This window comes from Serinicoccus chungangensis, assembly GCF_001483745.1.
Classification (GTDB): Bacteria; Actinomycetota; Actinomycetes; order Actinomycetales; family Dermatophilaceae; genus Ornithinicoccus; species Ornithinicoccus chungangensis_A.
Genome location: NZ_LQBL01000011.1, coordinates 135,996 through 160,335, shown reverse-complemented (window position 1 = coordinate 160,335; position 24,340 = coordinate 135,996). Strand labels below are relative to the sequence as shown.

General features: G+C 72.1%; 24 protein-coding genes, 2 tRNA genes and 1 pseudogene. 10 read left to right on the top strand and 17 right to left on the bottom strand.

The genetic code is table 11. The features are described from left to right. The first annotated feature begins 41 nt into the window (after nt 1-41). Nucleotides 42-1,094 (top strand): adenosine deaminase, encoded by a 1,053-nt coding sequence (locus tag AVL62_RS05240; RefSeq protein WP_058890609.1) that lies wholly within the window; start codon nt 42-44, stop codon nt 1,092-1,094. Nucleotides 1,095-1,468: 374 nt separating this feature from the next. Then, the gene (locus tag AVL62_RS05235) at nt 1,469-2,032 is read left to right on the top strand and encodes a helix-turn-helix domain-containing protein (RefSeq protein WP_058890608.1); all 564 of its coding nucleotides are present in this window, start codon (nt 1,469-1,471) and stop codon (nt 2,030-2,032) included. A gap of 116 nt (nt 2,033-2,148) precedes the next feature. Here the strand turns inward: AVL62_RS05235 and AVL62_RS05230 are convergent, their stop codons facing one another. The 10 genes from AVL62_RS05230 to AVL62_RS05185 all read right to left on the bottom strand — a co-directional run bounded on the left by AVL62_RS05230 (nt 2,149) and on the right by AVL62_RS05185 (nt 8,958). Then, on the bottom strand, nt 2,149-2,586 hold the full coding sequence (locus AVL62_RS05230) for a hypothetical protein (protein ID WP_058890607.1): 438 nt from the start codon (nt 2,584-2,586) through the stop codon (nt 2,149-2,151). A 71-nt stretch (nt 2,587-2,657) separates the two neighbouring features. Beyond that, nucleotides 2,658-3,740 (bottom strand): UDP-N-acetylmuramate dehydrogenase, encoded by a 1,083-nt coding sequence (locus AVL62_RS05225; RefSeq protein ID WP_058890668.1) that lies wholly within the window; start codon nt 3,738-3,740, stop codon nt 2,658-2,660. Nucleotides 3,741-3,829: 89 nt separating this feature from the next. Next, entirely contained in the window at nt 3,830-4,234 is a 405-nt protein-coding gene (locus tag AVL62_RS05220) for a MaoC/PaaZ C-terminal domain-containing protein (protein ID WP_058890606.1), read from the bottom strand. Then, nucleotides 4,234-4,680: an FAS1-like dehydratase domain-containing protein gene (locus tag AVL62_RS05215; RefSeq protein WP_058890605.1), complete on the bottom strand. Its 447-nt coding sequence runs from the start codon at nt 4,678-4,680 to the stop codon at nt 4,234-4,236. Before AVL62_RS05215 ends, AVL62_RS05220 begins: the two co-directional genes overlap by 1 nt. 107 nt (nt 4,681-4,787) lie before the next feature. Continuing rightward, complete coding sequence (gene rpmG / locus AVL62_RS05210) at nt 4,788-4,955, bottom strand: 50S ribosomal protein L33 (RefSeq protein WP_010148718.1); 168 nt, start codon at nt 4,953-4,955, stop codon at nt 4,788-4,790. 58 nt (nt 4,956-5,013) lie between these two features. Next, a tRNA-Met gene (locus AVL62_RS05205) sits at nt 5,014-5,090 on the bottom strand. A gap of 29 nt (nt 5,091-5,119) precedes the next feature. Further along, nucleotides 5,120-5,192: transfer RNA gene (locus tag AVL62_RS05200), tRNA-Thr, on the bottom strand. A 103-nt stretch (nt 5,193-5,295) separates the two neighbouring features. Then, nucleotides 5,296-6,252 (bottom strand): MaoC/PaaZ C-terminal domain-containing protein, encoded by a 957-nt coding sequence (locus AVL62_RS05195; RefSeq protein ID WP_058890603.1) that lies wholly within the window; start codon nt 6,250-6,252, stop codon nt 5,296-5,298. After that, nucleotides 6,249-7,670, bottom strand: a complete 1,422-nt coding sequence (locus AVL62_RS05190; protein ID WP_058890602.1) for a 3-oxoacyl-ACP reductase — start codon at nt 7,668-7,670, stop codon at nt 6,249-6,251. Before AVL62_RS05190 ends, AVL62_RS05195 begins: the two co-directional genes overlap by 4 nt. Before the next feature lies 1 nt (nt 7,671). Beyond that, on the bottom strand, nt 7,672-8,958 hold the full coding sequence (locus tag AVL62_RS05185) for an acetyl-CoA C-acetyltransferase (protein WP_058890601.1): 1,287 nt from the start codon (nt 8,956-8,958) through the stop codon (nt 7,672-7,674). Between the two features lie 89 nt (nt 8,959-9,047). Here AVL62_RS05185 and AVL62_RS05180 point away from each other — a divergent pair, with 89 nt between their 5' ends. Together AVL62_RS05180 and AVL62_RS05175 are read left to right on the top strand one after the other, a co-directional pair. Beyond that, nucleotides 9,048-9,722, top strand: coding sequence for a TetR/AcrR family transcriptional regulator (locus AVL62_RS05180; RefSeq protein WP_058890600.1), 675 nt, complete (start codon nt 9,048-9,050; stop codon nt 9,720-9,722). Then, entirely contained in the window at nt 9,719-11,764 is a 2,046-nt protein-coding gene (locus AVL62_RS05175; RefSeq protein WP_058890599.1) for an acyl-CoA dehydrogenase, read from the top strand. Before AVL62_RS05180 ends, AVL62_RS05175 begins: the two co-directional genes overlap by 4 nt. A 42-nt stretch (nt 11,765-11,806) precedes the next feature. On the opposite strand, the gene AVL62_RS05170 is transcribed toward AVL62_RS05175, so the two are convergent. Continuing rightward, a complete protein-coding gene (locus tag AVL62_RS05170) occupies nt 11,807-12,373 on the bottom strand; it encodes a DinB family protein (protein WP_058890598.1) in 567 nt (188 codons plus the stop codon). Nucleotides 12,374-12,433: 60 nt separating this feature from the next. Between AVL62_RS05170 and AVL62_RS05165 the strand changes: the two genes are divergently transcribed. Next, complete coding sequence (locus tag AVL62_RS05165; protein WP_058890597.1) at nt 12,434-13,378, top strand: helix-turn-helix transcriptional regulator; 945 nt, start codon at nt 12,434-12,436, stop codon at nt 13,376-13,378. A gap of 198 nt (nt 13,379-13,576) precedes the next feature. Then, complete coding sequence (locus AVL62_RS18040; RefSeq protein ID WP_268793633.1) at nt 13,577-13,705, top strand: hypothetical protein; 129 nt, start codon at nt 13,577-13,579, stop codon at nt 13,703-13,705. Here AVL62_RS18040 and AVL62_RS16990 read toward each other — a convergent pair. From AVL62_RS16990 to AVL62_RS05145, 5 genes are all read right to left on the bottom strand, one after another. Continuing rightward, complete coding sequence (locus tag AVL62_RS16990; protein WP_161937839.1) at nt 13,700-14,728, bottom strand: DUF6414 family protein; 1,029 nt, start codon at nt 14,726-14,728, stop codon at nt 13,700-13,702. The two genes, AVL62_RS18040 and AVL62_RS16990, sit on opposite strands and share 6 nt — an antisense overlap. A 188-nt stretch (nt 14,729-14,916) precedes the next feature. After that, nucleotides 14,917-15,777, bottom strand: a complete 861-nt coding sequence (locus AVL62_RS05160; RefSeq protein ID WP_058890596.1) for a YdcF family protein — start codon at nt 15,775-15,777, stop codon at nt 14,917-14,919. 35 nt (nt 15,778-15,812) lie between these two features. After that, entirely contained in the window at nt 15,813-17,033 is a 1,221-nt protein-coding gene (gene rocD / locus AVL62_RS05155) for an ornithine--oxo-acid transaminase (protein ID WP_083518709.1), read from the bottom strand. A gap of 226 nt (nt 17,034-17,259) precedes the next feature. After that, on the bottom strand, nt 17,260-18,600 hold the full coding sequence (locus tag AVL62_RS05150) for an MFS transporter (RefSeq protein WP_058890667.1): 1,341 nt from the start codon (nt 18,598-18,600) through the stop codon (nt 17,260-17,262). Then, nucleotides 18,594-19,019, bottom strand: coding sequence for a hypothetical protein (locus AVL62_RS05145; RefSeq protein ID WP_058890594.1), 426 nt, complete (start codon nt 19,017-19,019; stop codon nt 18,594-18,596). The genes AVL62_RS05150 and AVL62_RS05145 overlap by 7 nt, the downstream gene beginning before the upstream one ends. Before the next feature lie 92 nt (nt 19,020-19,111). On the opposite strand from AVL62_RS05145, the pseudogene AVL62_RS05140 reads away from it, so the two are divergent. Then, nucleotides 19,112-19,609, top strand: a pseudogene (locus AVL62_RS05140) (MFS transporter); the annotation flags it as partial. A gap of 417 nt (nt 19,610-20,026) precedes the next feature. Here AVL62_RS05140 and AVL62_RS05135 read toward each other — a convergent pair. Then, nucleotides 20,027-20,968, bottom strand: coding sequence for a GlxA family transcriptional regulator (locus AVL62_RS05135; protein ID WP_058890592.1), 942 nt, complete (start codon nt 20,966-20,968; stop codon nt 20,027-20,029). Between the two features lie 108 nt (nt 20,969-21,076). Between AVL62_RS05135 and AVL62_RS05130 the strand changes: the two genes are divergently transcribed. The 3 genes from AVL62_RS05130 to AVL62_RS05120 all read left to right on the top strand — a co-directional run bounded on the left by AVL62_RS05130 (nt 21,077) and on the right by AVL62_RS05120 (nt 24,336). Then, nucleotides 21,077-21,388: a putative quinol monooxygenase gene (locus tag AVL62_RS05130; RefSeq protein ID WP_058890591.1), complete on the top strand. Its 312-nt coding sequence runs from the start codon at nt 21,077-21,079 to the stop codon at nt 21,386-21,388. Nucleotides 21,389-22,020: 632 nt separating this feature from the next. Beyond that, nucleotides 22,021-23,346, top strand: coding sequence for an ISL3-like element ISPfr2 family transposase (locus tag AVL62_RS05125; protein ID WP_058890590.1), 1,326 nt, complete (start codon nt 22,021-22,023; stop codon nt 23,344-23,346). 93 nt (nt 23,347-23,439) lie between these two features. Then, the gene (locus AVL62_RS05120; RefSeq protein ID WP_058890589.1) at nt 23,440-24,336 is read left to right on the top strand and encodes an MFS transporter; all 897 of its coding nucleotides are present in this window, start codon (nt 23,440-23,442) and stop codon (nt 24,334-24,336) included. Nucleotides 24,337-24,340 lie beyond the last annotated feature (4 nt).

The following is a 24,340-nucleotide window of genomic DNA, read 5'->3' as shown; positions in this document are numbered from 1 at the left end:
GGACCTCTCCCAGGGGGCCATCCCCCGTCTACCCTGGGGGGATGCCTGGACGCACGCGCTCGTTGCTCGCGCTGCCCAAGGCCCACCTGCACCTGCACTTCACCGGGTCGATGCGGGTGGACACCGTGCGCGACCTGGCGGACAAGCACGGCCTGCGCCTGCCGCACGCCCTGACCAGCCAGTGGCCGCCGCGGCTGTCCGGGCACGACGAGCGCGGCTGGTTCCGGTTCCAGCGCCTCTACGACGCGGCCCGGGCCGTCGTCCGCGACGAGGCGGACATGCGGCGCATCGTGCGGGAGGCGGCGCAGGACGACGCCGCCGAGGGATCGCGGTGGCTTGAGATCCAGGTCGACCCGACGTCATACGCCCCCTTCGTAGGCGGCCTGACCCCTGCCCTGGAGATCGTGCTCGACGAGGCGCGCTCGGTCTCCGCAGCGGGGCCGACCCAGGTCGCGGTGGTCGTGGCCGCCTCCCGCATGCGGCACCCGTTGGACGCCCGGGCGCTCGCCCGCCTCGCGGCCCGGCACGCCGGTGACTCCGCCGGGACGGTCGTCGGCTTCGGCCTGTCCAACGACGAGCGGCGCGGCTGGACCGGTGACTTCGAGCCGGCCTTCCGGATCGCGGCGAAGGCGGGCCTGGCGAGCGTGCCGCACGCCGGGGAGCTGCTGGGGGCCGACCACGTGGCCGTCGCGCTCGACCACCTGCTCCCGGACCGGCTGGGGCACGGCATCCGGGCCGTCGAGGACGAGTCGGTCCTGGCGCGGGTGGTGGACGAGCAGGTGACGCTCGAGGTCTGCCCCGGGAGCAACGTCGCGCTCGGGGTCTACGAGCACCTCGGCACCGTACCCCTCCCCAGGTTGCTCCAGGTCGGCGCGCGCGTCGCGCTCGGTGCGGACGACCCGCTGCTCTTCGGCAGCCGCCTGGCCGACCAGTACGTCTCGGCCCGCCTCGACCACGGGCTCGACGACGACGCACTCGCGCTCCTGGCCCGCGGCTCCATCGAGGGGTCCGTGGCCTCCCCGTCGACCCGACGTCAGCTGCTCGCCGAGGTCGACGCCTGGCTCGACTCCCCCGAACCCCCCACGGACGCGTGACCCCGGCGGTGTCCGCCATATAACTGGGCGGTCGCGCACCCACCTGCGCCGGACACGTCACTCTGATCCCCCAGCCGGATCAGCACGCCACTGACCCCGCTCGAGAGTCAGTGGCGGGCTGAGTCAGCTGGTGACTCAGCGGCACGGGTGACCCCCGGCAGGTGTCAGCCCGCCGTTGAGTCCGGTGGCGCCTCACCGGCGGGGTGATCCGGGAGGGAGATCAACGTGACGTCTCCGGCGCAGGGGGTGCGGTGGGGGTCGGTATCCCCAGGGGTGGCGGGACCGGTGCGCCGTCCACAGACGGGCGCGGGGCGGTGGCGGGCGCCGGCCGGGCCGTGCAGGGTGGCGGCACGAGGAGCGATGAGGGGGGACGGATGGCAGCGATCGACACCGGTGCGACGCACGTGGGTGACGGCGAGGAGTGCCCGGACGGGGTGCCGACCTCGCCCGGGAGCGAGGTGGCCGGGCCGCGACGACCGGGAGCGGCCGAGCAGGTGGGGCTGGCGCTGCGCGCGTTCCGCCGGGAGCGGGGATGGAGCCAACGTGCGCTGGCGCAGAGCTGGGGTGTCCACCAGAGCCTGGTCGCCCGGGCGGAGCGCCACGCCGAGCAGCTCACCCTGGACGTCTGCCTCGAGCTCCTGCGTCGGGCCGGGGTGGGTCTGGCGGTGCTCGGCCCCGACGGTATGCCGGTCATCAGCTGGGAGGAGGCCGACCTGGTCGCGGTAGACCGGTCCGGTCGTCGGTTCCCTGCCCACCGTGCAGTGCGACCGAGCACGTACGGACCGCGGTGGTGGTGGTTCCACGACTACTTCGGAGGACGCAGCTCTGGTCCCCGGCCACGGTGGACCGCGGAGGGTTTCGCGATCCCGCCGGGAGTCCGCTACGGGAAGCAGCCGCGGCCCCAGGCGCCGGGCGAGGGTCCGCGCTGGCCCGGGTAGGCCGCCGGCGCGTCCCAGAGGACGGTCACGGGTGAAGGTCCGCGTCGACCCGGCGAGGGAGCACCAGGGTTCCCCGAGGACGGCCCCGGAGCCTGGCGGGCCGGATGCTCCTGTGGTCACCCCTCGGCCGGGCGGAGGGGCGGGTAGCCCTGCGGCTGCTCGGTCGTCAGCGGCCGGGTCAGCGTGAACGTGCCCTGCTCGCCGCCGTCGGGCGCGTAGGTGCCGACCCCGTAGTACGTCTCGTCCGTCCACCGGACCTCACCCTGCTGCCGCGCCTCCACGTCCTCCCACGAGAACTCGCCCGCCAGCACCGGCCCCCGGCACTGGGGCGGCATCGACTCCGCGACCGGACCGACGCAGAACTCAGGAGGCTCCTCGGCAGAGCGCTGCATGACGATGCCGATGCCGACCACCTCCTCGGCGGCGGCTCCCGACGTGGGCGTCTGCGCGGCGGTTCCCCCGCCGGGGTCGGCGCCCTCGGTCCCGCACCCGTAGACGGTGAGCCCGACGCCGAGGAGGGCGAGGAGGAGGACGGGCCGCCGGTGACGTCTCATGAGGTCATCGTGGCCCCTACCCGCGAGGGCGCGCACCTGGCAGGCGGAGCGAGCGGGCGCGGGGCCGATCCTCACAACGTGAGGCCCACCAGCACCGGCTCGTTGACCAGCCGCACCCCCAGCGTCTGCTCGACCCCGTCCCGGACCTCGCGCGCGACGGCGACGACGTCGGCCGCGCTGGCGTGGCCTCGGTTCGTGACGGCGAGCGTGTGCTTCGTGGACAGGCCCGCCGGTCGCCCGGTGCTCGACCCGAACCCCCGACCGAAGCCCGCGTGCTCGATGAGCCACGCGGCCGAGGTCTTGACGTGGTCCTCGCGATCCGTCGGGTAGGTCGGCGGCACCGCGGAGCGGCGGTCCTGGCCGACGCTCTCCTCCGCCCGCAGCCGCACCTGCTCCAGCTCCTCCCGGGACAGCACCGGGTTGGTGAAGAAGGACCCGCACGACCAGGTGTCGTGGTCCTGCGGGTCGAGCACCATGCCCCGGCGTCGTCGCTGCTCCAGCACCGCCTCTCGGGCCCGCTCCAGCGGCACGCGCTCCCCCAGGTCGACACCGAGACCGTCGGCGAGCGCGGCATACCCGATGGGCTGGGACAGCTCGGTGGGGCGCAACGAGAAGGTGACGGTGAGCACCACGTGGCGCGGGGTCACCGTGCCGGGGGCGGCCCCCGGCCCGACCATCGACTCCTTGAGCACGGAGTGCCGGTAGGCGAAGCCCAGGTCGGCGGCGAACATCGTGCGGACCCGCTGCTCGACGCGGTCCCAGACCCGCACCTGCGCCACGGTCTGGGCGACCTCCTGCCCGTAGGCGCCGACGTTCTGGACCGGCGTCGCGCCGGTCGACCCGGGTATGCCGGAGAGCGCCTCGATCCCCGACCACCCCTGCGCGCAGGCCCGCGCGACGAGCTCGTCCCAGTCCTCGCCCGCGGCGACCGTCACGCTCACCCCGCCGCAGGCCGAGTCGTGCGGCACCTCGACGCCGCGGGTGCGCACCAGGACGACGGTCCCGGGGAACCCCTCGTCCGCGACCACGAGGTTCGACCCCCCGCCGACGACGAGCAGCGGCTCACCGGCCTCGTCGCAGCCGCGGACCGCCTCGACGAGCTCGGCCTCGGTCCGCGCGGTGACCAACCGTCGGGGCGCCCCGCCCACCCGCATGGTCGTCAGCCCGGCGAGGGTCGTGCCCGCCGGGACAGCATCGTCCAGGCTCGGGGCACCGGTCTCGGCACCCCGCGGCTCCGGCGCTCTCACGCCTGGGCCCCGAGCGGGCGCACCACCGCCTGGCAGCGGCCGAGCACCTTCTCCCCCGCACAGGTCGCGCTCAGCTCCAGCGTCTGGGTCCCGGCGGCCTCGTCGACCTTCTTCACGACACCGGTGACGAGGACCTCGACGGTCTCCCCCTCGGGCACGACCACCATGCCGGTGAAGCGGGTCTGGCAGGACAGGATGCGGCCCGGGTCACCACCGACGAGATCGGTGACGAGCTCGAGCGCGGCACCCATGGTCCACATGCCGTGGGCGATGACGTCGGGCAGACCGACCCGGCGCGCGACCTCGGCGTCCTGGTGGATCGGGTTCTGGTCGCCCGAGGCCTCGGCGTAGGCCACGAGGCGGGCGCGGTCGACGGTCACGGTGCGGGTGAGGTCGCTCATCAGCCCTCCCCCCGGACCACGATCGTCGAGGTCACGGTCGTGACGGCCGCCCCGTCGGCGTCGACGAGCTCCACGCGGGTGGCCACCATGCCGTGGCCGCCCGCCTCGCGCATGGTGTCGACGTGCAGCGTGCCGGTCAGGCGGTCGCCCGCGGTGATCGGGCGGTGGTGCACGAAGCCCTCCTGGCCGTGCACGACGCGCGAGAAGTCGATGCCCGCCCCCGGGTCCTCCACCAGCTGCGCCTCGCACTGCTGGGCGAGCCGGACCGCGAAGGTCGGCGGCGCGACGACGTCCGCGTAGCCCATCGCGCGTGCCGCCTCCGGGTCGCGGTGGGCCGGGCCGCCGGCCCCCACCGCGTCGGCGAAGGCCACGAGCTGTTCGCGGGTCACCTCGAAGGGGCCGGCCGGGGGGTACGCGCGACCGGCGTAGTCAGGGTTGACAGGCATACCTCTCACCCTAGCGATCCACCCCCCTGGTCCGGAGCGCGGTCGGGTATGACGAAGGCCGCCACCCTGGACGGGTGACGGCCTGGTCGTCGTCGGCGACGCGGAGGTCAGCGGGTCTCGCGGTGCGCGGTGTGCTTGCCGCAGCGCGGACAGAACTTCGCCATGTCGAGCCGGTCGGGGTTGTTCCGCCGGTTCTTCTTGGTGATGTAGTTGCGCTCCTTGCACTCCGTGCACGCCATGGTGATCTTGGGGCGAACGTCGGTGGACTTAGCCACGGTGCAACCTGCTCTCGGTGTGGATCTGTGCTTGTGCGGTCCGTACCTGCGCGGTACGTGGTAGCGGAGGCGGGGCTCGATCCCGCGACCTCACGATTATGAGTCGTGCGCTCTAACCAGCTGAGCTACTCCGCCTCGCGGCGCCCGGCGAACCGGCTCACCAGAGCCCCCAAACGGAATCGAACCGTTGACCTTCTCCTTACCATGGAGACGCTCTACCGACTGAGCTATAGGGGCGGGCTGTGGATCCTGGCGGGCGGAGGCCCGCAGGCAGCGAGACGCAACTTTACACGAGGCCGGCGGGCGAATCCAAAACGGCCACGGCCTGCGCCAGGACCGCTCAGAGCGGCCCGTCGACCTGCATCGACAGGTGCGTGCGGGAGCCCTCGCGGTCGGTCACGGCGAGGTCGCCGAGCCCCTCCCCGCCGGTGCGCAGCACCACCGTCGAGGGCAGCAGGATCGGCTTGAGGAAGGTCGCGGAGACGGCGTACCGCTCGGGCAGGCGCGGCTGCACGGCGGCGAGCGCCCGGGCGTGCGTCCACATGCCGTGGGCGATGGCGCGGGGGAAGCCGAACGCCTTGGCGCTGAGCGCCGAGAGGTGGATGGGGTTGGCGTCCCCCGCCACCCGCGCGTAGGAACGCCCGAGGTCGGCCGGGAGGCGCCACAGCGCGACCTGCCGTCCGACCGCCTCGACGGCAGGGCTGACCGGGCCTCCGGACGACCCGTCGGCGCCGGGGCGACCCTCGGGCGACCCGTCGGTGCCGGGGTGGCCCCCGGACGACGGCGTCCCCTCGGCGGTCGCGCCGGGGGGCGTGGCGCCGCGCACGAGGTAGGTGCTGCGCCCCTCCCAGACCAGCTCGTCGGCGACGCGGACCTCGCCGACGAGGTCGACGGTGCTGCCCTTGCGGTGCGGCGCGAGGCGCTCGGCCCAGGTGGAGAGGGTGAGCTCCTCGCTCACCCGCACCGGCCGGTGCACCCGCATCCGGTTGCCCACGTGCACCATGCCGAGCATGGGGAAGGGGAAGTCACGGGCGGACATGAGCCGGACCTGGAGCGGGAAGGTGAGCACGTGCAGCCAGGTGGCCGGCACGGTGTCGGCCAGCAGGCCACCGGTGACCTCGCAGAACCCGGCGAGCCTGGGCACGTCCTGGCGGACGCCGGGCAGCACGAGGCGGCGCGCGGGCAGCTGGCCGCTGGCCCCGGGCCGGCCCAGCCCGGTGGCGACACCGGCTGCGAAGGAGGTCGCCACGCGCGGCGTCCGGTCGAGCAGCTCCACGTCGACGTCCACCCTGCTCACGCCCCGATCTGGCTCTGGCCGCAGACGCGCAGCACCTCACCGGTGACCGCCGAGCTGGCCGGGTCGGCGAGGTAGCCAATGGTCTCGGCGACGTCCACCGGCCGGCCGCCCTGCTGCAGGCTGTTGATCCGCCGCGCCACCTCCCGGGTGGCCACCGGCATCCTGCCGGTCATCTCCGTCTCGATGAAGCCCGGGGCCACGGCGTTGACGGTGATCCCGCGCTCGGCGAGGCGGGGGTCCGCCCCCATGGCGCGCACGAGGCCGATGACCCCGGCCTTGGACGCGGCGTAGTTGGCCTGCCCGCGGTTGCCCGCGATGCCCGAGGTCGACGCGACCCCCACGATGCGTCCGCCGTCGTCGAGGCCCCCCGGCAGACCGTCGTCCAGCAGCACCTGGTTGATGCGGATCTGGGCGGCCAGGTTGACCTCCAGGACGCTGCCCCAGCGCTCCTCGTCGGTGTTGGCGAGCAGCTTGTCGCGGGTGATGCCGGCGTTGTGCACGATGGCGTGGATACGGCCCATGTCGCCGAAGCGCTGGGCGACGTGCGCGGCGATGCGCGCGCCCGCGTCCGGGGCGGTGATGTCGAGCTGGAGGGCCGTGCCGCCGATGCTGTTCGCGACCTCCGCCAGCCCCTGCCCCCCGGCCGGGACGTCCACCGCGACCACCAGGGCCCCGTCCCGGGCGAGGGTACGGGCGATCCCGGCACCGATCCCGCGGCCGGCGCCGGTGACGACGACGACCCGCCCCTCGAAGGGGCGGTCGGCCAGCACCTCGTCCGCCTGCGGGTCGCCCGCGCCGTGCCCCACGTGCAGCACCTGGCCCGAGACGTAGGCCGAGCGGCCGTGGAGCAGGAACAGGACGGTGGAGGCGAGCTCGGCCGGCGAGGTGGGCTCGGCGGTGAGCAGGTCGACCCGCACGAGGTTCGCCGTGGCCCCTCCGCGCAGCTCCTTGCCGACGCTGCGCACGATGCCCTCCAGCGCCTGCTGGGTCGCCACGGCGGTGGGTGCCCCGGCGGTCTCCGGCTCGATCCCCAGCACGACGACCCGGCCCGAGCGCTCCAGGCCCTTCATCGCCGGGCGCAGCAGCCCGCGGACGACCTCGAGGTCGGCGATCGAGGTCGCGCCGGTGGCATCGACCACCAGGGCGCCGATGCTGCCGGGGTATGCCTCGGGCACCTCGCGGGTCCGTCCGTCGTCGGTGGTCTCGCTGACGCGGGTCTCGGGGCGGTCGACGAGGGCCACGCGGGTCGGCACCCCGAGCAGCTCCAGGGTGCGCACGGCCAGCGTGCCCCCGCCGACGGCGCCGACGGCCACCGGCCCGGAGGGCAGCTCGCGTCCGCGCCGCAGCCGGGCCGCCTGCGGCACCCCGAGCTGCTTGGCGAGCGGGTTGGTGGTCAGCAGCTGCATCAGGTCGGCCATGTCAGCACCCTTCCAGGATCGCGACGACACCCTGGCCGCCGGCCGCGCAGACGGAGATGAGCCCGCGCGAGCCGGGCCCCAGGTCGTGGAGCATCTTGGCCAGGGTGGCCACGATGCGGCCGCCGGTGGCGGCGAACGGGTGCCCGGCGGCGAGCGAGGAGCCGTGCACGTTGAGCCGGCTGCGGTCCACCCGGCCGAGCGGACCGTCCAGCCCCAGCCGGCCGGTGCAGAACTCCTCGGACTCCCAGGCGGCCAGGGTGGCCAGGACCGTGGAGGCGAAGGCCTCGTGGATCTCGAACCGGTCGATGTCGTCGAGGGTCAGCCCCTGCCGGGCGAGGAGCCGGGGCACGGCGTACGCGGGGGCCATGAGCAGGCCCTCGTCACCGGACACGTAGTCCACGGCCGCGACCTCGGCGTCGACGAAGCGCGCCAGGGCGGGCAGCCGGTGCTCCGCGGCCCACTGCGGGCTCCCGAGGAGGACCAGCGCGGCGCCGTCGGACAGCGGCGTCGAGTTGCCGGCGGTCATCGTCGCGCCCTCGCCCTTGCCGAAGACCGGGGACAGCCCGGCGAGCTTGTCGACCGAGGTGTCCGGCCGCAGCCCCTCGTCGCGGGAGAGCCGCAGGAAGCCGGTGGCGAGGTCGTCGAAGAAGCCGGAGTCCCACGCGGCCGCGAGCTGGTGGTGGCTGGCGGCGGCGAGCTCGTCCTGCGCCTCCCGGGTGATGCCCCACTCGCGGGCGGTCAGCGCCTGGTGTTCCCCCATGGACAGCCCGGTCCGCGGCTCCGCGTTGCGCGGCGTCTCCGGGGCCAGGTCGCCCGGCCGGACCGCGGCCAGCGCCTTGACCCGGGCCATCGGCGTGCGGGCCCTGCTGGCGCCCAGCAGAGCCTTGCGCAGCCCCTCCCCGACGGCGATGGGCGCGTCGCTGGCCGAGTCGACGCCACCGGCGACGCCGGAGTCGACCTGCCCCAGCCGGATCTTGTTGGCGACCTGGATGACCGTCTCCAGGCCGGTGCCGCAGGCCTGCTGTAGGTCGTAGGCCGGGGTCGTCGCGGCCAGCGCCGACCCGAGGACCGCCTCGCGGGTGAGGTTGAAGTCCCGGGCGTGCTTGAGGACGGCGCCCGCGGCGACCTCCCCGAGGCGTTCGCCCGCCAGCCCGAAGCGGGCGACGAGCCCGTCGAGGGTGGAGGTGAGCATGGCCTGGTTGGAGGCATCGGCGTAGGCACCCCCCGCCTTGCCGAACGGGATCCGGTTGCCGCCGAGGATGACGGCATCGGTGAGCTGGTCGGGCATGGGGATCTCCTCGCGGGCGGGGTCACGGCGGGACGACTATCTGATACCGACTGTAGCCGATACAGCAGGTACGCGGTACTCTCGAGGGTATGACGATCCAGACCGACGGCGCGGACCAGGCCGTGGCCGTGCCCCGGGACGGGCGGGACTCCCGGTGGGAGGCGCACCGCGCGCGCCGCCGCCGGCAGCTCGTGGAGGCCGCCCTCAAGGCGATCCGCCGCCACGGCGCGGGCGTCGGCATGGACGAGATCGCCGCGCAGGCCGGGACGAGCAAGACCGTCCTCTACCGCCACCTGGGCGACCGGGCCGGTCTCTACGGCGCCGTCGTGCAGGCCGTCGACGAGAACGTCCTCACCGACCTGGAGGCCGCGCAGCAGCAGGGCGGCGACGTCGTCACCCGGATCGAGGCCATGGTGCGGTCCTACCTCGCGCTGGTGCAGCGGGACCCGGAGATCTACCGCTTCGTCATGACCCGCCCCCTGGAGACCACCGAGGGCGACCCCGACGACCCGGTGCACCGCCTCACCGACCGGGTCGGCGAGCAGATCGCCGTCGCCATCCGCGGCCACCTGCTCGACACCGGTCGCGCGGACGAGGCGGACACGCTGGCCCTGGCCTGGGGCCACGGCATCGTCGGGCTCGTGCGCGCCAGCGCCGACCACTTCCTCACCGGCCGCAGCACCACCCAGCTCAGCGTCGACGCGGCCACCCACGCCGTCGTCGAGCTCATCCGCCCCGCACTCGCAGGAGGACCCCGCCCATGACCACGTCCGCCCAGCCGCAGACCCACACCCCGCAGCCGGACACCGACGTCAGCATGCCGGCCAGCGCCGACGCGGCGGCGACCCGGCCGCAGTCGGACGAGGAGCTCACCGACCTCGGTGAGGCCCTGCGCCGGGCGACCGGCGGCCGCTACGGCCCGGTCCGTGACCTCGCCCGCGCGACCGTCCCCGCCTCGACCATGGTGCGCGACCCCGAGCTCACGATGCCCGAGGCGCGCGAGTGGACCACCGACGCCCTGCGGCGGCTGATCGAGCTGGGCATGGCCGGCAGCGGCTTCCCGGTCGCCCAGGGGGGCCTGGACGACGTCGGCCGCTCGTGCGTCGACTTCGAGATGACGGCCCACGGCGACCTGTCGCTCACCGTGAAGTCCGGGGTCCACTTCGGCCTCTACGGCGGGGCGGTCACGGCGCTCGGCACGCAGTGGCACCACGAGACCTTCCTGCCGCCCATCCTGTCGATGGAGCAGGTCGGGTGCTACGCCATGACCGAGTTCGGGCACGGCTCCGACGTAGCGTCGCTGGAGACCACGCATACCTATGACGCGGCCACGGACGAGATCGTCGTGCACTCTCCCACCCCCTCGTCGACCAAGACCTACATCGGCGCGGCCGCCCACGACGCGCACGTCGCCGCGGTCTACGGCCAGCTCGTCGTGGACGGCGAGTCGCACGGCGTGCACGTCGTCGTGGTGCCGATCCGCGACGAGGACGGGCGTCCCGCGCCCGGCGTCACGCTCGGCGACAACGGCGCCAAGGGCGGGCTGGCCGGGGTGGACAACGGGACGATCACCTTCGACCAGGTGCGGGTCCCGCGCAGCCACCTGCTGAACCGCTACGGCGGCATCGACGACGAGGGCCGCTACGTCTCGGACATCGACAGCGACGGCAAGCGCTTCTTCACCATGCTGGGGACCCTGGTGCGCGGCCGCATCTGCGTCGCGGCCGGCGCCGCCACCGCGTCCCGCAAGGCGCTCTCCATCGCCACCCGGTATGCCCTGCGCCGGCGCCAGTTCAGCGCGCCCGGGCACGACGGCGAGGTGCTCCTGCTGGACTACCTCGCCCACCAGCGCAAGCTCATCCCCGGCATCGCCACGGCCTACGCCCACATGTTCGCGGTCAACGAGCTCACCGATCGGCTGCAGGAGCTGCACGAGATGCCGACCAAGGACCAGGAGGCGCAGCGCGAGCTGGAGACCCGGGCCGCCGGGCTCAAGGCCGTCACGACGCGGTTCAGCAACGACACCATCCAGATGTGCCGGGAGGCGTGCGGCGGCGCGGGCTACCTCGCCGAGAACGGCCTGACCACGCTGCGCGGCGACGCCGACGTCTTCGCCACCTTCGAGGGCGACAACACGGTGCTGCTGCAGCTGGTGGCCAAGGGGCTGCTGTCGGGCTACAAGGAGATGTGGGGCGACCTCGACATGCGCGGCATGGTGCAGTTCGCCGCTCGCGCCTTCGGCGGGCAGTTCGTCGAGGCCACGGCCGCGCGGCCGCTCGTCGAGCGGCTGCGCTCGGCGGCGGCCCGCAAGGGCGAGGACGACACCCTGCTCGACCGCGGCTGGCACCTCGCGATGTTCGCCGACCGCGAGCGCCACGTCCTGGAGACCCTCGCGACCCGGCTGCGGCGCCGGGCCGACGACCGGGACTCCTTCGAGGCCTTCAACTCGGCGCAGGACCACGTGCTCCTCGCCGCCCGCACCCACATGGACCGCTTCGTGCTGGAGGCCTTCGTCACGGGCGTCGAGGCGTGCGAGGACGAGCAGGTGCGCGAGGTGCTCGAGCGGCTCTGCACGCTCTACGCCCTGAGCTCCATCGACGCCGACGCGGGATGGTTCCAGGCCCACAACCGGATGTCGGCCGGCCGCGCCAAGGCCGTCATCGCGCAGATCAACACGCTGTGCGCCGAGCTGCGCCCGCAGGCGCTCGAGCTGGTCGAGGGCCTCGGCATCCCCGAGCCCTGGCTCAACTCCCAGATGCTGCGCGACGAGACCGCCGCACGCTGGACGCCCGGCGCCCCGGTCTGAGCACCGGTCTGAGCACCGGCCCGGTGAGGGACGCGGGGCCGCTCAGCGCACGCCGTTGGCCCAGAGGTCGCGCAGCAGGGCGACCTCGGCGAGGTGGTGGATGACCTCGCGGTTGATGTGCAGGACCAGGGTGAGCATCGGGGCGGCCGCCCACGGCCCCTCCGCCGGTCCCACCGGCCGCTGCAACGCCTCGGCGTCGAGCCCCCGCACCCCGGCCGACCAGGCGGCATACGCGGCGTCGAGCTGGTCGAGCGCCCCGGCCGCGGTGCCGGCGTAGTCCCACGTGAGGATGTCCGCCGTCGGGCCGCCGAAGTGGCTGTGCGCGCGGGCGCCCAGGACCCCGACGACCACGTGGCCGAGCCGCCACGCGATCGAGGTGACGGGCGCCGGCTCCGGCTCCGGGTGAGCCCAGTCCAGGAGCCACTGCCCGCCCCCGGCGCGCGCGGTCACCGAGGGCGGCGGCGCGGCGTCCCGCGGGCGTGCGCTCCAGGTGCCGGACGCGGGCTCCCAGAGGTACTCCTCGTCGGTCAGCCCGTCCAGCCTCGGCCTGGCCTGCCCCTGCCAGTGCCAGTCCAGCTGCTCCCACAGGTCCGTCGTCAGTGCGTCCATACGGCGAGGACACCACGCGAGCCGGACAGGAGGTGTCCGCAGCCGTGGCACAGTGGCGCCATGACGGATCCGACGACCCGGGTGCTGCGGCTGCTGGGTCTCTTCCAGACGCGGGCGCTGTGGACCTCCGAGGAGCTCGCCGACCGGCTCGGCGTGACCACCCGCAGCATCCGGCGCGACATCGACCGGTTGCGCGAGCTCGGCTACCCGGTGCGGGCCAGCAGCGGCACCGGCGGCGGCTACCAGCTGGGCGCGGGGGGCTCGCTGCCCCCGCTGCTGCTCGCCGAGGACGAGGCGGTCGCCATCGCCGTGTGCCTGCGGCTGGCCGCCGGCGGGAGCGTGGCCGGGGTCGCCGACAGCGCCGTGCGGATCCTCGCCAAGCTCGACCAGGTCATGCCCGGGCGCGCCCGCGAGCAGGTCTCCGCCCTGCACGACAGCCTGGTCACCGTCGGCACCCCCGCCGCGGTCGTCGACCCGGCGATCCTCATGGCCGCCTCGCGCGCCTGCCGCGACCGGCTGCGCGCGACGCTGCGGTACGTCGCCCGCGACGGCGAGGAGTCACGGCGGCGGATCGAGCCCGCCAGCCTCGTCGCGGTGAGCTACCGGTGGTACCTGCTCGCCTTCGACCTGGACCGGGACGACTGGCGCAGCTTCCGTCTCGACCGGGTCCGCGAGCTGACCGTGGGCACCCTGCGCGGCGCCGTCCGGGAGGTCCCGGACCCTGCGGCATACATCACCCGGTCGGTGACCCGCTCCCCCTACCGACACGTCGCGACCGCCCGGGTGCGGATGTCGCTGGCGGACCTGGCGGACCGGGTGTCCCCGTTGGCCGGGGAGATCCGCGACCTCGGAGACGGGTGGTGCGAGCTCGTCACCGGTGGCGAGACGCTGGACTACCTCGCGGTGGAGCTCATGCTGCTCGGCACCGAGGTCGAGGTGCTCGATCCGCCCGAACTGGTCGAGCACCTCGACGCCGTATGCCGTCGGCTGCGACCGGCCCGGTGACGCTGGTGCCAGGTGGCAGTCACCAGAGCCGCTCTGCCGACTACTCGCTGGTTCTCACCCCATCCCACAGATCGCGCCTCGAGCGGCGGTCATCTACGCCAGGATGAGTCGGGACCGTCTCGGAGAGAATAAGCGCCGTAGGTGAAGCGCTAACTTCAGGAGTGCCGTGCGGAAGCCGAGCGGCGAGGGTGGCCCGTGGTGTGCGAGTTTGCTCACGGTGACGTGTCCGCCTACTCCGGCAAGACCCGCCCGCAGTACCAGTACATGCTCGCGGCCATCGGACTGGGCGAGTCCGACGCCGTGATGGTGTTTGCTGCTGACCTATAGATCTTCTTTGCCGACTCCAGCAATCGCAATAGTTCTGTAAACAGCCCAGGGAATGAGGGAAAAGCCCGGAGCCTGGGGCAGGTCCGTGAACCCAAGATTGGCCAACGTGGTCCCCAACTGATTCACGTATCGGCCAAACTCGCCACGGCGAACACCCTCACCATCCGCGAACATAAAGTCTCCATCTGAAAGATCAGGAGTTGGCAACGGGTGATGTCCAATGGTGCCAACGACCGTCCATTCCTGCACACCGACCCCATAGTTGGCAAAAAGAATATCGGGCTCCACGTCTAGAAATTGACGACCCTCTTGTAGGCGAACGCTGATGGCACCCGCTCCTTCAGCATCGGGAGCTAGAGAAAGATGCAGGCCAGGGGCGAACATGCCCCGAGTCACCTGCACAACGCCGCGCAGAAACTCACCGCTTATCCCATTCTCATCGCCAAAGGCTAAGCGTCCTATCGGGATGCCCCCCTCAAGATTCTCGGACTCCCCGGGCATTTCTTTATATGGCTTGCTCTTCGGGCCCTTCGCTTTCGGAGGCAGCACAGGGTCAACAGCCACCTGCGTGATCCCCATGTTCACCATGCCCCGGTCTACCGCGGCGAACCCACCGAGAATGGTTGCAATAAATCGTGCGTCGATCAGGTACCCAGGTGCGGTCACACGGACAATCTTCCCAGGATGCAGTCGCTCCTGGACTTCTTCCTCTGCCCAGAAATCGTCGCTGTTTATCAGCTCTGAGACGTCTTCGAGCAAACCCTCTGACTCAAGCGCGTCCTCCAACTGGGGGAAAAGGGCATCAGCCATTGCCTTCGTTGTAGTGCGCGCCTCTGACCAATTTTGAGCGTGCTCAACAAAACCTTTGACGCCTCCGGCCGACTTCTTATCAGACTCTTTTGCTGAAGTTTCAGATTCGACTATTCCAGCATCCAGCTGAGCCAATATTCCTCGGACAGCGGTAGTGTCCACATAAAGATATTCACGCAGAATCATAAGAGGCCTCCTTGCCTCGCTCTTCATGGCACACGTTTTACGGCTGATCTCCACCGCCCTGGTCTCGTTCGCCGGAGCAGTCGTCGAACTACAGGTAGAGCCAGACTAGTGTGCCTTAGTATGCGCCCTCGGCGGCGACCCAGCGGCGTTTGGGGGCTCCAGACGTGACGAGCCATGCGCCACTAGGTTGCGCAAAAGACGGCGAACCAGGGTCCTCAGCGCGCGGCCAGGACCGCCAGCAGTGCCACGCCGAGGACCAGGGCGGCGACGACGGGGTGCGCCCACCGGGCCTCCTTGAGCACGACGAGCAGCTCACGCAGGTAGCTCCCGGCCGCCGAGTCCACCGGCGCCCGCACCCCGACCACCCGCAGCGGCAGCCGGTGCTGGCGGACGCGCCAGCTGGTCCGCGGCGCGTGGTAGGCGCTGGTGACGACCGCGTAGGGCGGGGGTATGCCGCGCGAACGCAGCTGGTCCGTCGAGAGCACGAGGTTCTCCACCGTGGTGGTGGCCCGGTCCTCGAGGACGACGGACACCTGCGGGTCGACCCCCAGGACCCATCGCTGCATGACGACGGCCTCGGCCGGACGACCGCGGGTGCCGCGGCCGCCGGTGAGGACGAGCGGCACGTCGGCCCGCTCCGCCCCGATGTCGCCGGTCGCCCCGCTGCCGGTCTCATCGGGCCGGCCCGTCACCGAGGCCAGCAGCGTGAGCCCTCCCTGCAGCCGCGCTGCGAGCTCCGCGCCCACCTCGCCGTGCGGCACGGGCATCCCCAGCACGACGACGGCGCTGCAGCGGGTCGCAGAGCCGGGTCGGGAGAGCCGCCACCGGACCGCCAGGAGGACGAGCATGACGAACCCCGGCCACGCGGCGAGCAGCAGCAGGCCCGTGCCCAGCCCGACGACGACGGGGCCGGCGGCATACCCGAGCAGGCCCATGCCGACGACGGGAACGGCGACCGTGACCAGACCACCCACCAGGGCGGCCCGGGTGTCGGCATCGCGACGTCCCCGCGCGAGCCTGCCCACGGAATACCGCAGCAGCAGCCCGGGCAGGATGACCCCGGGGAGCACGACCACCCCGACGAACAGGAGCCCGCCAGGGAGGGAGAGGCTCAGCCGCGGGCCTCGGCGAGCACGGCAGCCAACGCGTCGGTGATCTGGCGCAGCTCGTCCTCGGTGATCGTCAGCGGCGGGGCGAGGCGGATGGTCGAGCCGTGGGTGTCCTTGGCGAGGACGCCCTTCTTGGCCAGCGCCTTGCACGCCTCCTTGCCGGTCATGAGCTCGGGGTCGATGTCGATGCCGGCCCACAGGCCGCGCACGCGCACGCGCTCGGCGCCCTGGCCGACCAGCTGACCCAGCTCCTCGGCGAAGACGCTCTCGAGCTCCTTGGCGTGCGCCTGGTGCTCCCCGGTGGCGAGCAGGTCGACGACCGCCTTGCCGACCGCGGCCGCCAGCGGGTTGCCGCCGAAGGTGGAGCCGTGGGTGCCCGGCGTGATGACGTTCATCACCTCGGCGTCGGCCGCGACGGCGGAGACCGGGACGATGCCGCCACCGAGGGCCTTGCCGAGGGTGTACATGTCGGCCTCGACACCCTCGTACTCGCAGGCCAGCGAGGTGCCGGTGCGGCCGAGGCCGGACTGGATCTCGTCGGCGATCATGAGGACGTTGGTGCGGGTGCACAGCTCGCGCAGGCCGGGCAGGTAGCCCTCCGCGGGGATCATGACGCCCTGCTCGCCCTGGATCGGCTCGACGAGCACCGCGGCGGTGTTGTCGGTGATGGCCGCCTCGACGGCGGCGAGGTCGCCGTAGGGCACCGCGACGAAGCCGGGGGTGTAGGGGCCGTAGTGGTCGTGCGCCTCCGGGTCGTCGGAGAAGGAGATGATGGTCGTCGTGCGGCCGTGGAAGTTGCCGTCCATGACGATGATCTCGGCCTGCCCCTCCGGCACGCCCTTGACCTGGTAGGCCCACTTGCGGGCGATCTTGAGGGCCGTCTCGACGGCCTCGGCGCCGGTGTTCATCGGCAGGATCATGTCCTTGCCCACGAGCCGCGCCAGCGCCTCGCAGAACGGACCGAGCTGGTCGTTGTGGAAGGCGCGAGAGGTCAGGGTGGAGCGGTCCAGCTGGTCCTTCGCGGCCTGCACCAGCCCCGGGTGCCGGTGCCCGAAGTTCAGCGCCGAGTAGCCGGAGAGCGCGTCGATGTAGGTGCGGCCCTCCACGTCGGTCACGTGGATGCCCTCGGCGTGCCCCACCACCACCGGGAGCGGGCTGTAGTTGTGGGCCGCGACCTGGTCCTCGAGGTCGATGTAGGCCTGGTTCGTGGACAGCTCAGTCATGCTCGTCATCCTAGGGGTCGCGCGGGGGCCGGCAGGCAGGGCCCGGGGGTCGGTGGGCACGACCACACCACACCGTGTAGTCATGCATAGGTCAGTATACCTATGCACTTGCTGGCGCAGCGCAGCCGCCTCGCGGGGCGGAGCACGCGTCCGGTGCGACCGGAGCACGCGTCCGGTGCGGCCGGAGCACGCGTCCGGTGCGGCCGGAGCACGCGTCCGGTGCGGATCAGGTGGTCTCGAGGGCGTCGCCGGCCTGCTCGGGCAGCAGGAGGTATGCGGCCGCCGCCCCGACGACGAAGGCCGCGCCGAAGATCGCGAACAGTGCGGCGTTGCCCCAGGCCCCCAGGATGACCGGGACGAGCAGCGGGGCGGCGATCGAGGCGATCCGCCCGAAGCCGGCCGCGGCCCCCGCGCCCGAGGCCCGGACGCTGGTGGGGTAGATCTCCGGGGTGATGGCGTAGAGGGCGCCCCAGGCGCCGAGGTTGAAGAAGCTCATGGCGCAGCCGGCGGCGATGATCTGCCAGACCTCCCCCGCCAAGCCGAAGCAGACGGCCGAGGCGGCCGACCCCAGCAGGAAGGTCGCGAGGGTGACCCGCCGGCCCCACACCTCGACGAGGACGGCGGCGAGGGCGTACCCCGGCAGCTGGGCCAGCGTGATGACGAGGGTGTAGCCGAAGGAGCGCACCAGGTCGAAGCCCTGGGCGTAGAGCAGGCTGGGCAGCCAGATGAAGGCGCCGTAGTAGGAGAAGTTGACGCAGAACCACACCACCCAGATGCCGGCCGTGCGGACGCGGTAGGCCGCCGACCACAGCGCGCCGGGGGTCTTCGGGGGCGCCTCGGGCAGCGCCCGGCTCTCCTCGTGCGCCACCCCGGCGGACTCTTCGAAGGAGCGCACCACCGCCTCGGCCTCGGCGGCCCGGCCGCGCCGCTCGAGGAAGAGCGGCGACTCGGGCATGCCCCACCGGACGACGACGGCGTAGAGCGCCGGGACCAGACCGAGCGCGAAGGCCCAGCGCCAGCCGTCGTCCCCCAGCGGCACGACGAAGAATCCGATGAGCGCGGCCAGGAGCCATCCCACCGCCCAGAACGACTCCAGGACGACCACCATGCGGCCACGGATCCGGGTCGGCGACAGCTCGCTGACGAGGGTGGAGGCGACCGGCAGCTCGGCGCCCAGGCCGATGCCGACGAGGAAGCGCAGCACCAGCAGCGCCGCGAGCCCCGTCGCGAGCGCCGACGCCCCGGTGGCGAGCCCGTAGACGAGCAGGGTGAGGGCAAAGACCGTCCGGCGGCCGTAGCGGTCGGCGAGCATCCCGCCGACGGTCGCGCCCAGCGCCATCCCGACGAAGCCGATGGACAGCAGCCAGGACTGCTCGGTGCGGGTCAGGTCCCACTGGGTGGCGATCGCCAGCCCGACGAAGGAGATGAGCCCGACGTCCATGGCGTCGAGGGCCCAGCCGGTGCCGGAGCCGAGCAGCACCCGGGTGTGCGCCCGGCTGTACGGCAGCCGACCCATCCGCTGCGGCCGCGTGGGGAGTGACTGGTCGGTCACGTCAGTGCTCACCATGAGCATAGATGGTATGCCGTCCGGCCCGGTCGGCGCACCACCCCGGCGCACCGGCGGCGACCCCGGCTCAGCGCGGCAGGGTGGCGAGCAGGGCGAGAGCGCGGTCGACCGAGTCCGGGGGCAGCGCACCGCTGCCCCCCCAGCGCGGTACGCACGTAGATGCCGTCACTGACCCGGAGCACGAGGAACGCCAGGTCGGCGTCCCCCAGCGCCGTCGTGAGCGCCTCGAGGAAGTGGTCGTCCAGCCGCACGAGGGCGTCCCGGGGCACCTGGTGCTCGTCCAGCTGCCCGAGCTTGAGGAGCGCGAGGTAGGTGCGGTCCAGCGGCTGGTCCGCGGCGACCGACTCCCGCAGGAACACCTCCAGGGCGTCGGGCATCCGGGAGAGCCGCTCCTCCTCCGCGGCCCCGAAGGCCTCCAACCGGTCGGCCAGGCCCTGGACGAGCGCGTCCTTGGAGCCGAAGTGGTAGAGCAGCCCTCCCTTGGAGACGCCCGCCTGGTCGGCCGTCGCCGCGAGCGTCCCGGCGCGACTGGGCCGGCCTCGCCGTGCTGATGCTGCCCGTGCTCCTCGTGTCCATCGACACGACCGTGCTGAACGTCGCCCTGCCCCAGATCGCGCGGGACCTCTCCCCCACCGCCGCCCAGCAGCTGTGGCTCATCGACGCCTACCCGCTCGTGCTGGCGACGCTGCTGGTGACCATGGGCACGGTGGGTGACCGGGTGGGTCGGCGTCGCACCCTGCTGGTGGGAGCCACCGGTTTCGCCGGGGTCTCGGTCGTGGCCGCCGTCGCCCCGACAGCCGAGCTGCTCCTCCTCGCGCGGGTCGCCCTGGGCGTCTTCGGCGCCACGCTCATGCCGGCCACGCTGTCGCTGCTGCGCACGATGTTCCTCGACCGCGCCCAGCACCGCCTGGCCGTCGCCATCTGGGCGACCGCCTTCTCCGTCGGGTCCGCCCCGGGCCCGGTCGTGGGCGGGATCCTCCTGGCGCGCTTCGCGTGGGGGTCGGTCTTCCGGCTCTTCCCAGATGAGGGTGTAGGTCGGCCGGGCGCGTCGGTCCGCAGGTAGACGTCGAGGTCTCCCGACGATGGAGGTTCCTCCGCCATCCATCCTAAAGACCTCGACGTGACCGACGCTACCTCGACGTGACCGACGCTACCCCGCCGGCCGGCTTCGGCCGCCCTGACCTGACCGCCTTCGCGTCTCATCCCAATCGACCCTGATCGAGTCTGCTGACCCCCCCTCGACGAGAACGCAGCGACGTCACAGCCACCCAACCCCGACCGTCCGGGAAGCCGGGACACGTCACATGGCCTGTGCTGCGGGCGTGTCGAGTGGGTCGTCCAGGGGCGACGCAGGAGCGTCGACGCGACGTGCTGAGAGGTGGTTCCAGTCGAGCACTAGGACACCGGCTACAGGCATGGCGATAGGTCAGGAACGGCGTCGCTCCCTACGCAGGAGGGAGCGCAGAGTCTCGGCGTTCGCGTAGCCGACCCGTAGCGCGATCTCGGCGGAGGTGAGGTCCGTGGTTGCTGAGAGGTGCCGAGCTCGTTCGATGCGAAGCCGTTGGACGAAGCCGAGCGGAGTGAGGTTGAGCGCCGCACGGACTCGTCGTTCGAGGGTGCGCCGGCTGGTGCCGAGCGACTGCGCGACGAAGGCGACGTTGAACGGTTCGTCCAGGCGGGCGCGCACGAAGCGTTCGAACTCGACGACGATCGGGTCCTCGTGCCGGAGATGTTCGTAGGCGACGAAGGCCGCCTGCGACGGACGCTCGTCGATGATGAGGAGCTTGGCGACATGTTGGGCCAGCTCGGGGCTGATCGATCGCACGAGTGAGAGCGCGAGGTCGATGTGGGCGAACGCGGCGCCGGCGGTGACGAGGTTCCCGTCGACCACGACCATGGTGTCGAGATCGAGGGCGACGGTCGGATAGCGCTTCAGGAACTCCGGCCCCAGGAACCAGCTGGTCGTCGCCCGCCGATGATGCATCCGTCCGGTCTCGGCGACAGCGAACACGCCGGTGCACGCCGCGGCAATCCGGGTGGTCGCGTCGTCGAGGCGCCCGAGCGAGGCGATGACCGAACGAGCATCTCGGCTCTGGAGGGCGTCGTTGGTAGCGGCGGCCGTGAGGGTTCCAAGCGCAGGGACGACGACCACGTCGAACTCTGCGGACTCCGACAGCGGGTGGTCCACCGACAGGGTCATCGATGCCGTCGTGGTCACTCTCCGTTTCGGTCCGAGGATGGCGAGTTCGATCGGGTCGATCCGCGGGTCGACATCGCCGCGGGCTCCGTCGGCCACCCGCACGATGTCGATGACCGACGCGACAGCCGAACCGAAGCAGCCGTCGATCGCGATCAGTCCGATACGCATGGCGCGAACAATAGCAATACTGTCGTATACGCCACTTCTCACATGCCCTTGCTCGTCATACGCTGAACTCGCTTCACCAAGAAACCTCGACACCTAGGAGAACCCCTCATGTCCACACCCGCATCACTTCCGTATGCCTTCGTCGCCAAGATCGTCGCGGCCGATGGACAGCACGACGCGCTCGCCGATCTGCTCGCCGGCGCTGTCTCGCTCGCCAACGAAGAAGTAGGAACGATTGTCTGGTTCGCGGTCAGGACCCACGCCGACACCTTCTGGATCTTCGATGCATTCCCCGACGAGGCCGCTCGCGACGCCCACGCCAACGGCGCGATCGTCGCAGCCCTGATGGCCAACCAGCACCTCCTCGGCGCAGCACCCGAGATCCTGGCGGCCGACGTCCTCGCGTCCAAGCTCCCGTAGTCCGCCAACGCACGAGACGATCGCGCCCCGCCGAGCCGTCGCCAGGTCGCGACGCAACGCCACGCTGCGTTGCCGAGCGGTGCGAGGCCTATCGGCACACGGACAGGATGCCGGCCGCGAGCGCTCAGTCGGCGAGGGGTCCGTCGCAGAGGAGAGCGACGTCGGTGTCGGGCAGAGCCGTGAGGCCAGCGCATCGCGCGACCACCAGAACCGAACCGCCCCTGCCCTGCGTTTCCGCAGGTCAGGGGCTGTTCGCCGGAGCCGCCTGTCGGAATCGAACCGACGACCTCATCACGTCGGCTTTGCGTCTATCGCTTGATGCGCCCACTGGGCGAACGAGCCGCTGACCTGCGCAAACGCCGAGCGTGGGGGACGCCGCCATCCGGTGGTGACCGACGACGACCGACCAGTACCGACCGTTTCACCGGAGCCTGCGGCGGCGTCGAAGCCGAGCAAGCTCCATTCCTTTAGCTCACCGCGCCCTCCTCCTCGCCGGTCCTGTCGTCGTCGAAGACGTTTCAGGGGTCTTCTCAGATGAGGGTGTAGGTCGGCCGGGCGCGTCGGTCCGCAGGTAGACGTCGAGGTCTCCCGACGACGGAGGTTCCTACGCCATCCATCCGAAAGACCTCGACGTGTCCGACGCTACCCCGCCGGCCGGCTTCGGCCGCCCTGACCTGACCGCCTTCGCTCGACTCGACGGCCTCGGTCTGAGCGTGACCGGACAACGACTTGAACCGGATCGTGCGGTCCTCGCGTGCCGCGTGGTGGAACCAGATCAGTGGTGCCGACGGTGCGGCAGCGAAGGCGCTGCTCGTGACACCGTGATCCGGCGGTTGGCCCACGAGCCGCTGGGCTGGCGACCGACCGTGCTGGAAGTTGTAGTGCGCTGCTACCGCTGTGCCGACTGCGGACACGTGTGGCGCCAAGACACCAGCGCCGCGGCGGAGCCACGCGCGAAGCTCTCGCGCACCGGGCTGCGGTGGGCGCTGGAAGGGATCGTGGTCGCACACCTCACCGTCGCCCGTGTCGCCGAGGGACTCGGGGTCGCGTGGGACACCGCCAACAACGCGGTCCTGGCTGAAGGCAAGCGGCTGCTGATCAACGACCCCACGCGGTTTGAGGGCGTGAAGGTCATTGGCGTCGATGAGCACGTCTGGCGCCACACCAGGCGTGGCGACAAGTACGTCACCGTGATCATCGACCTCACCCCGGTCCGCGATGGCGCCGGCCCAGCAAGGCTGCTGGACATGGTCGAGGGCCGGTCGAAGGCGGCGTTCAAGACCTGGCTCGCCGACCGCGACGACGCCTTCCGTGACGCGGTCGAGGTGGTCGCGATGGACGGCTTCACCGGGTTCAAGACCGCCGCTGCAGAGGAGATCCCGGACGCGGTCACGGTGATGGATCCCTTCCACGTCGTGCGCCTGGCCGGTGACGCCCTCGACAGGTGCCGGCGCCGGGTCCAACTCGCGATCCACGGGCACCGTGGGTTCAGGGACGACCCGCTCTACAAGTCGCGGCGCACGCTGCACACCGGCGCGGACCTGCTCACCGACAAGCAGAGCGACAGGCTACGCGCGCTGTTCGTTGATGACGCTCACGTCGAGGTCGAGGCGACCTGGGGTGTCTACCAGCGCATGATCGCCGCCTATCGCCACGAGGACCGGCAACGTGGCCGCGAGCTCATGGAGAAGCTGATCACCGACCTCAGCGCCGGCGTCCCCAAGGTGCTCACCGAGCTCACCACCCTGGGCCGGACCCTGAAGAAGCGAGCCGCTGACGTGCTCGCCTACTTCGAACGACCCGGCACCAGCAACGCGCCGACCGAGGCGCTCAACGGACGGCTCGAACACCTGCGCGGCTCCGCACTCGGGTTCCGCAACCTGACCAACTACATCGCCCGAAGCCTGCTCGAGACCGGCGGCGTCAGACCCCAACTCCTACACCCCCGATTGGGATGAGCCGGTCTTCCTCGTGGCGGTGCCGATCCTGCTGCCGCTGCTCGTCCTGGGCCCCTTCCTCGTCCGGGAGTCGCGGGACCCGGCCCCGGCCGGGTGGACCCGGTCGGGATCGCGCTGTCGATGGCCGCCCTCGGCGGCCTCGCGTGGTCGGTCAAGCACGCGGCGGTCGACGGTGTCGACGCCGTCGGGGTGACCGCCCTCGTGCTGGCGGTCGTCGCCGGCACCCTCTTGGTGCATCGGATGCGGCGTGCGGTCGACCCGATGCTGAACGTCGGCCTGTTCGCCGTCCCCGTCTTCTCGGGTGCCCTGGCGGTCAACCTCCTCAGCATCGTCGCGCTGACCGGCTTCCTCTTCTTCGTCACCCAGCACCTGCAGCTCGTCGAGGGCATGCCCGCGCTCGACGCCTCCCTCGTCCTGGTGCCGGGCGTGGTCGCCATGGTGGCCTCCGGCCTCCTGGTGGTCCGGCTGGTGCGGCACGTCCGACCGGCCACCGCCGTGGTGGGCGGGCTCACCTTCTCCTTCAGCGCCTACGCCCTGCTCGCCGTGGGCGGCGAGACCGTCACGGTGCCCCAGATCGCGCTGGCCTTCGCCCTCCTCGGACAGGGCATCGGAGCGGCCGAGACCATCTCGAACGACCAGATCCTCACCGCCGTCTCCCCGGCCAAGGCGGGGGCCGCCTCGGCGGTGAGCGAGACCGCCTACGAGTTCGGCGCCGTGCTCGGCACCACGGTGCTGGGCGGGATGCTAACGGCCGTCTACCGCTCCTCGCTGCGCGTCCCCGCCGGCACCGACGAGGACGCCGCGGCCGCCGCCCGCGAGACCCTGGGCGGCGCGGTCGCGGCGGCGGAGCGGACCGGGGACCCGCACCTGCTGGAGGCGGCCCGCGCGGCCTTCGACGCCGGCGTGGGCGTCACCAGTACCGCGGGCGCCGTCCTCGTGGCTGTCGCCGCCCTGGTCGCCTGGACCACGCTGCGCCGGGCCGAGAGCTGAGCGC

What these genes read in the sequence shown, in the direction of transcription:
- AVL62_RS05240 (WP_058890609.1), top strand. Translation starts at nt 42, where the DNA reads ATGCCTGGACGCACGCGCTCGTTGCTCGCGCTGCCCAAGGCCCACCTG.
- AVL62_RS05235 (WP_058890608.1), top strand. Translation starts at nt 1,469, where the DNA reads ATGGCAGCGATCGACACCGGTGCGACGCACGTGGGTGACGGCGAGGAG.
- AVL62_RS05230 (WP_058890607.1), bottom strand. Translation starts at nt 2,586, where the DNA reads ATGAGACGTCACCGGCGGCCCGTCCTCCTCCTCGCCCTCCTCGGCGTC.
- AVL62_RS05225 (WP_058890668.1), bottom strand. Translation starts at nt 3,740, where the DNA reads ATGCGGGTGGGCGGGGCGCCCCGACGGTTGGTCACCGCGCGGACCGAG.
- AVL62_RS05220 (WP_058890606.1), bottom strand. Translation starts at nt 4,234, where the DNA reads ATGAGCGACCTCACCCGCACCGTGACCGTCGACCGCGCCCGCCTCGTG.
- AVL62_RS05215 (WP_058890605.1), bottom strand. Translation starts at nt 4,680, where the DNA reads ATGCCTGTCAACCCTGACTACGCCGGTCGCGCGTACCCCCCGGCCGGC.
- AVL62_RS05190 (WP_058890602.1), bottom strand. Translation starts at nt 7,670, where the DNA reads ATGGCCGACCTGATGCAGCTGCTGACCACCAACCCGCTCGCCAAGCAG.
- AVL62_RS05185 (WP_058890601.1), bottom strand. Translation starts at nt 8,958, where the DNA reads ATGCCCGACCAGCTCACCGATGCCGTCATCCTCGGCGGCAACCGGATC.
- AVL62_RS05180 (WP_058890600.1), top strand. Translation starts at nt 9,048, where the DNA reads ATGACGATCCAGACCGACGGCGCGGACCAGGCCGTGGCCGTGCCCCGG.
- AVL62_RS05175 (WP_058890599.1), top strand. Translation starts at nt 9,719, where the DNA reads ATGACCACGTCCGCCCAGCCGCAGACCCACACCCCGCAGCCGGACACC.
- AVL62_RS05170 (WP_058890598.1), bottom strand. Translation starts at nt 12,373, where the DNA reads ATGGACGCACTGACGACGGACCTGTGGGAGCAGCTGGACTGGCACTGG.
- AVL62_RS05165 (WP_058890597.1), top strand. Translation starts at nt 12,434, where the DNA reads ATGACGGATCCGACGACCCGGGTGCTGCGGCTGCTGGGTCTCTTCCAG.
- AVL62_RS16990 (WP_161937839.1), bottom strand. Translation starts at nt 14,728, where the DNA reads ATGAAGAGCGAGGCAAGGAGGCCTCTTATGATTCTGCGTGAATATCTT.
- rocD (WP_083518709.1), bottom strand. Translation starts at nt 17,033, where the DNA reads ATGACTGAGCTGTCCACGAACCAGGCCTACATCGACCTCGAGGACCAG.
- AVL62_RS05150 (WP_058890667.1), bottom strand. Translation starts at nt 18,600, where the DNA reads ATGGTGAGCACTGACGTGACCGACCAGTCACTCCCCACGCGGCCGCAG.
- AVL62_RS05135 (WP_058890592.1), bottom strand. Translation starts at nt 20,968, where the DNA reads ATGCGTATCGGACTGATCGCGATCGACGGCTGCTTCGGTTCGGCTGTC.
- AVL62_RS05130 (WP_058890591.1), top strand. Translation starts at nt 21,077, where the DNA reads ATGTCCACACCCGCATCACTTCCGTATGCCTTCGTCGCCAAGATCGTC.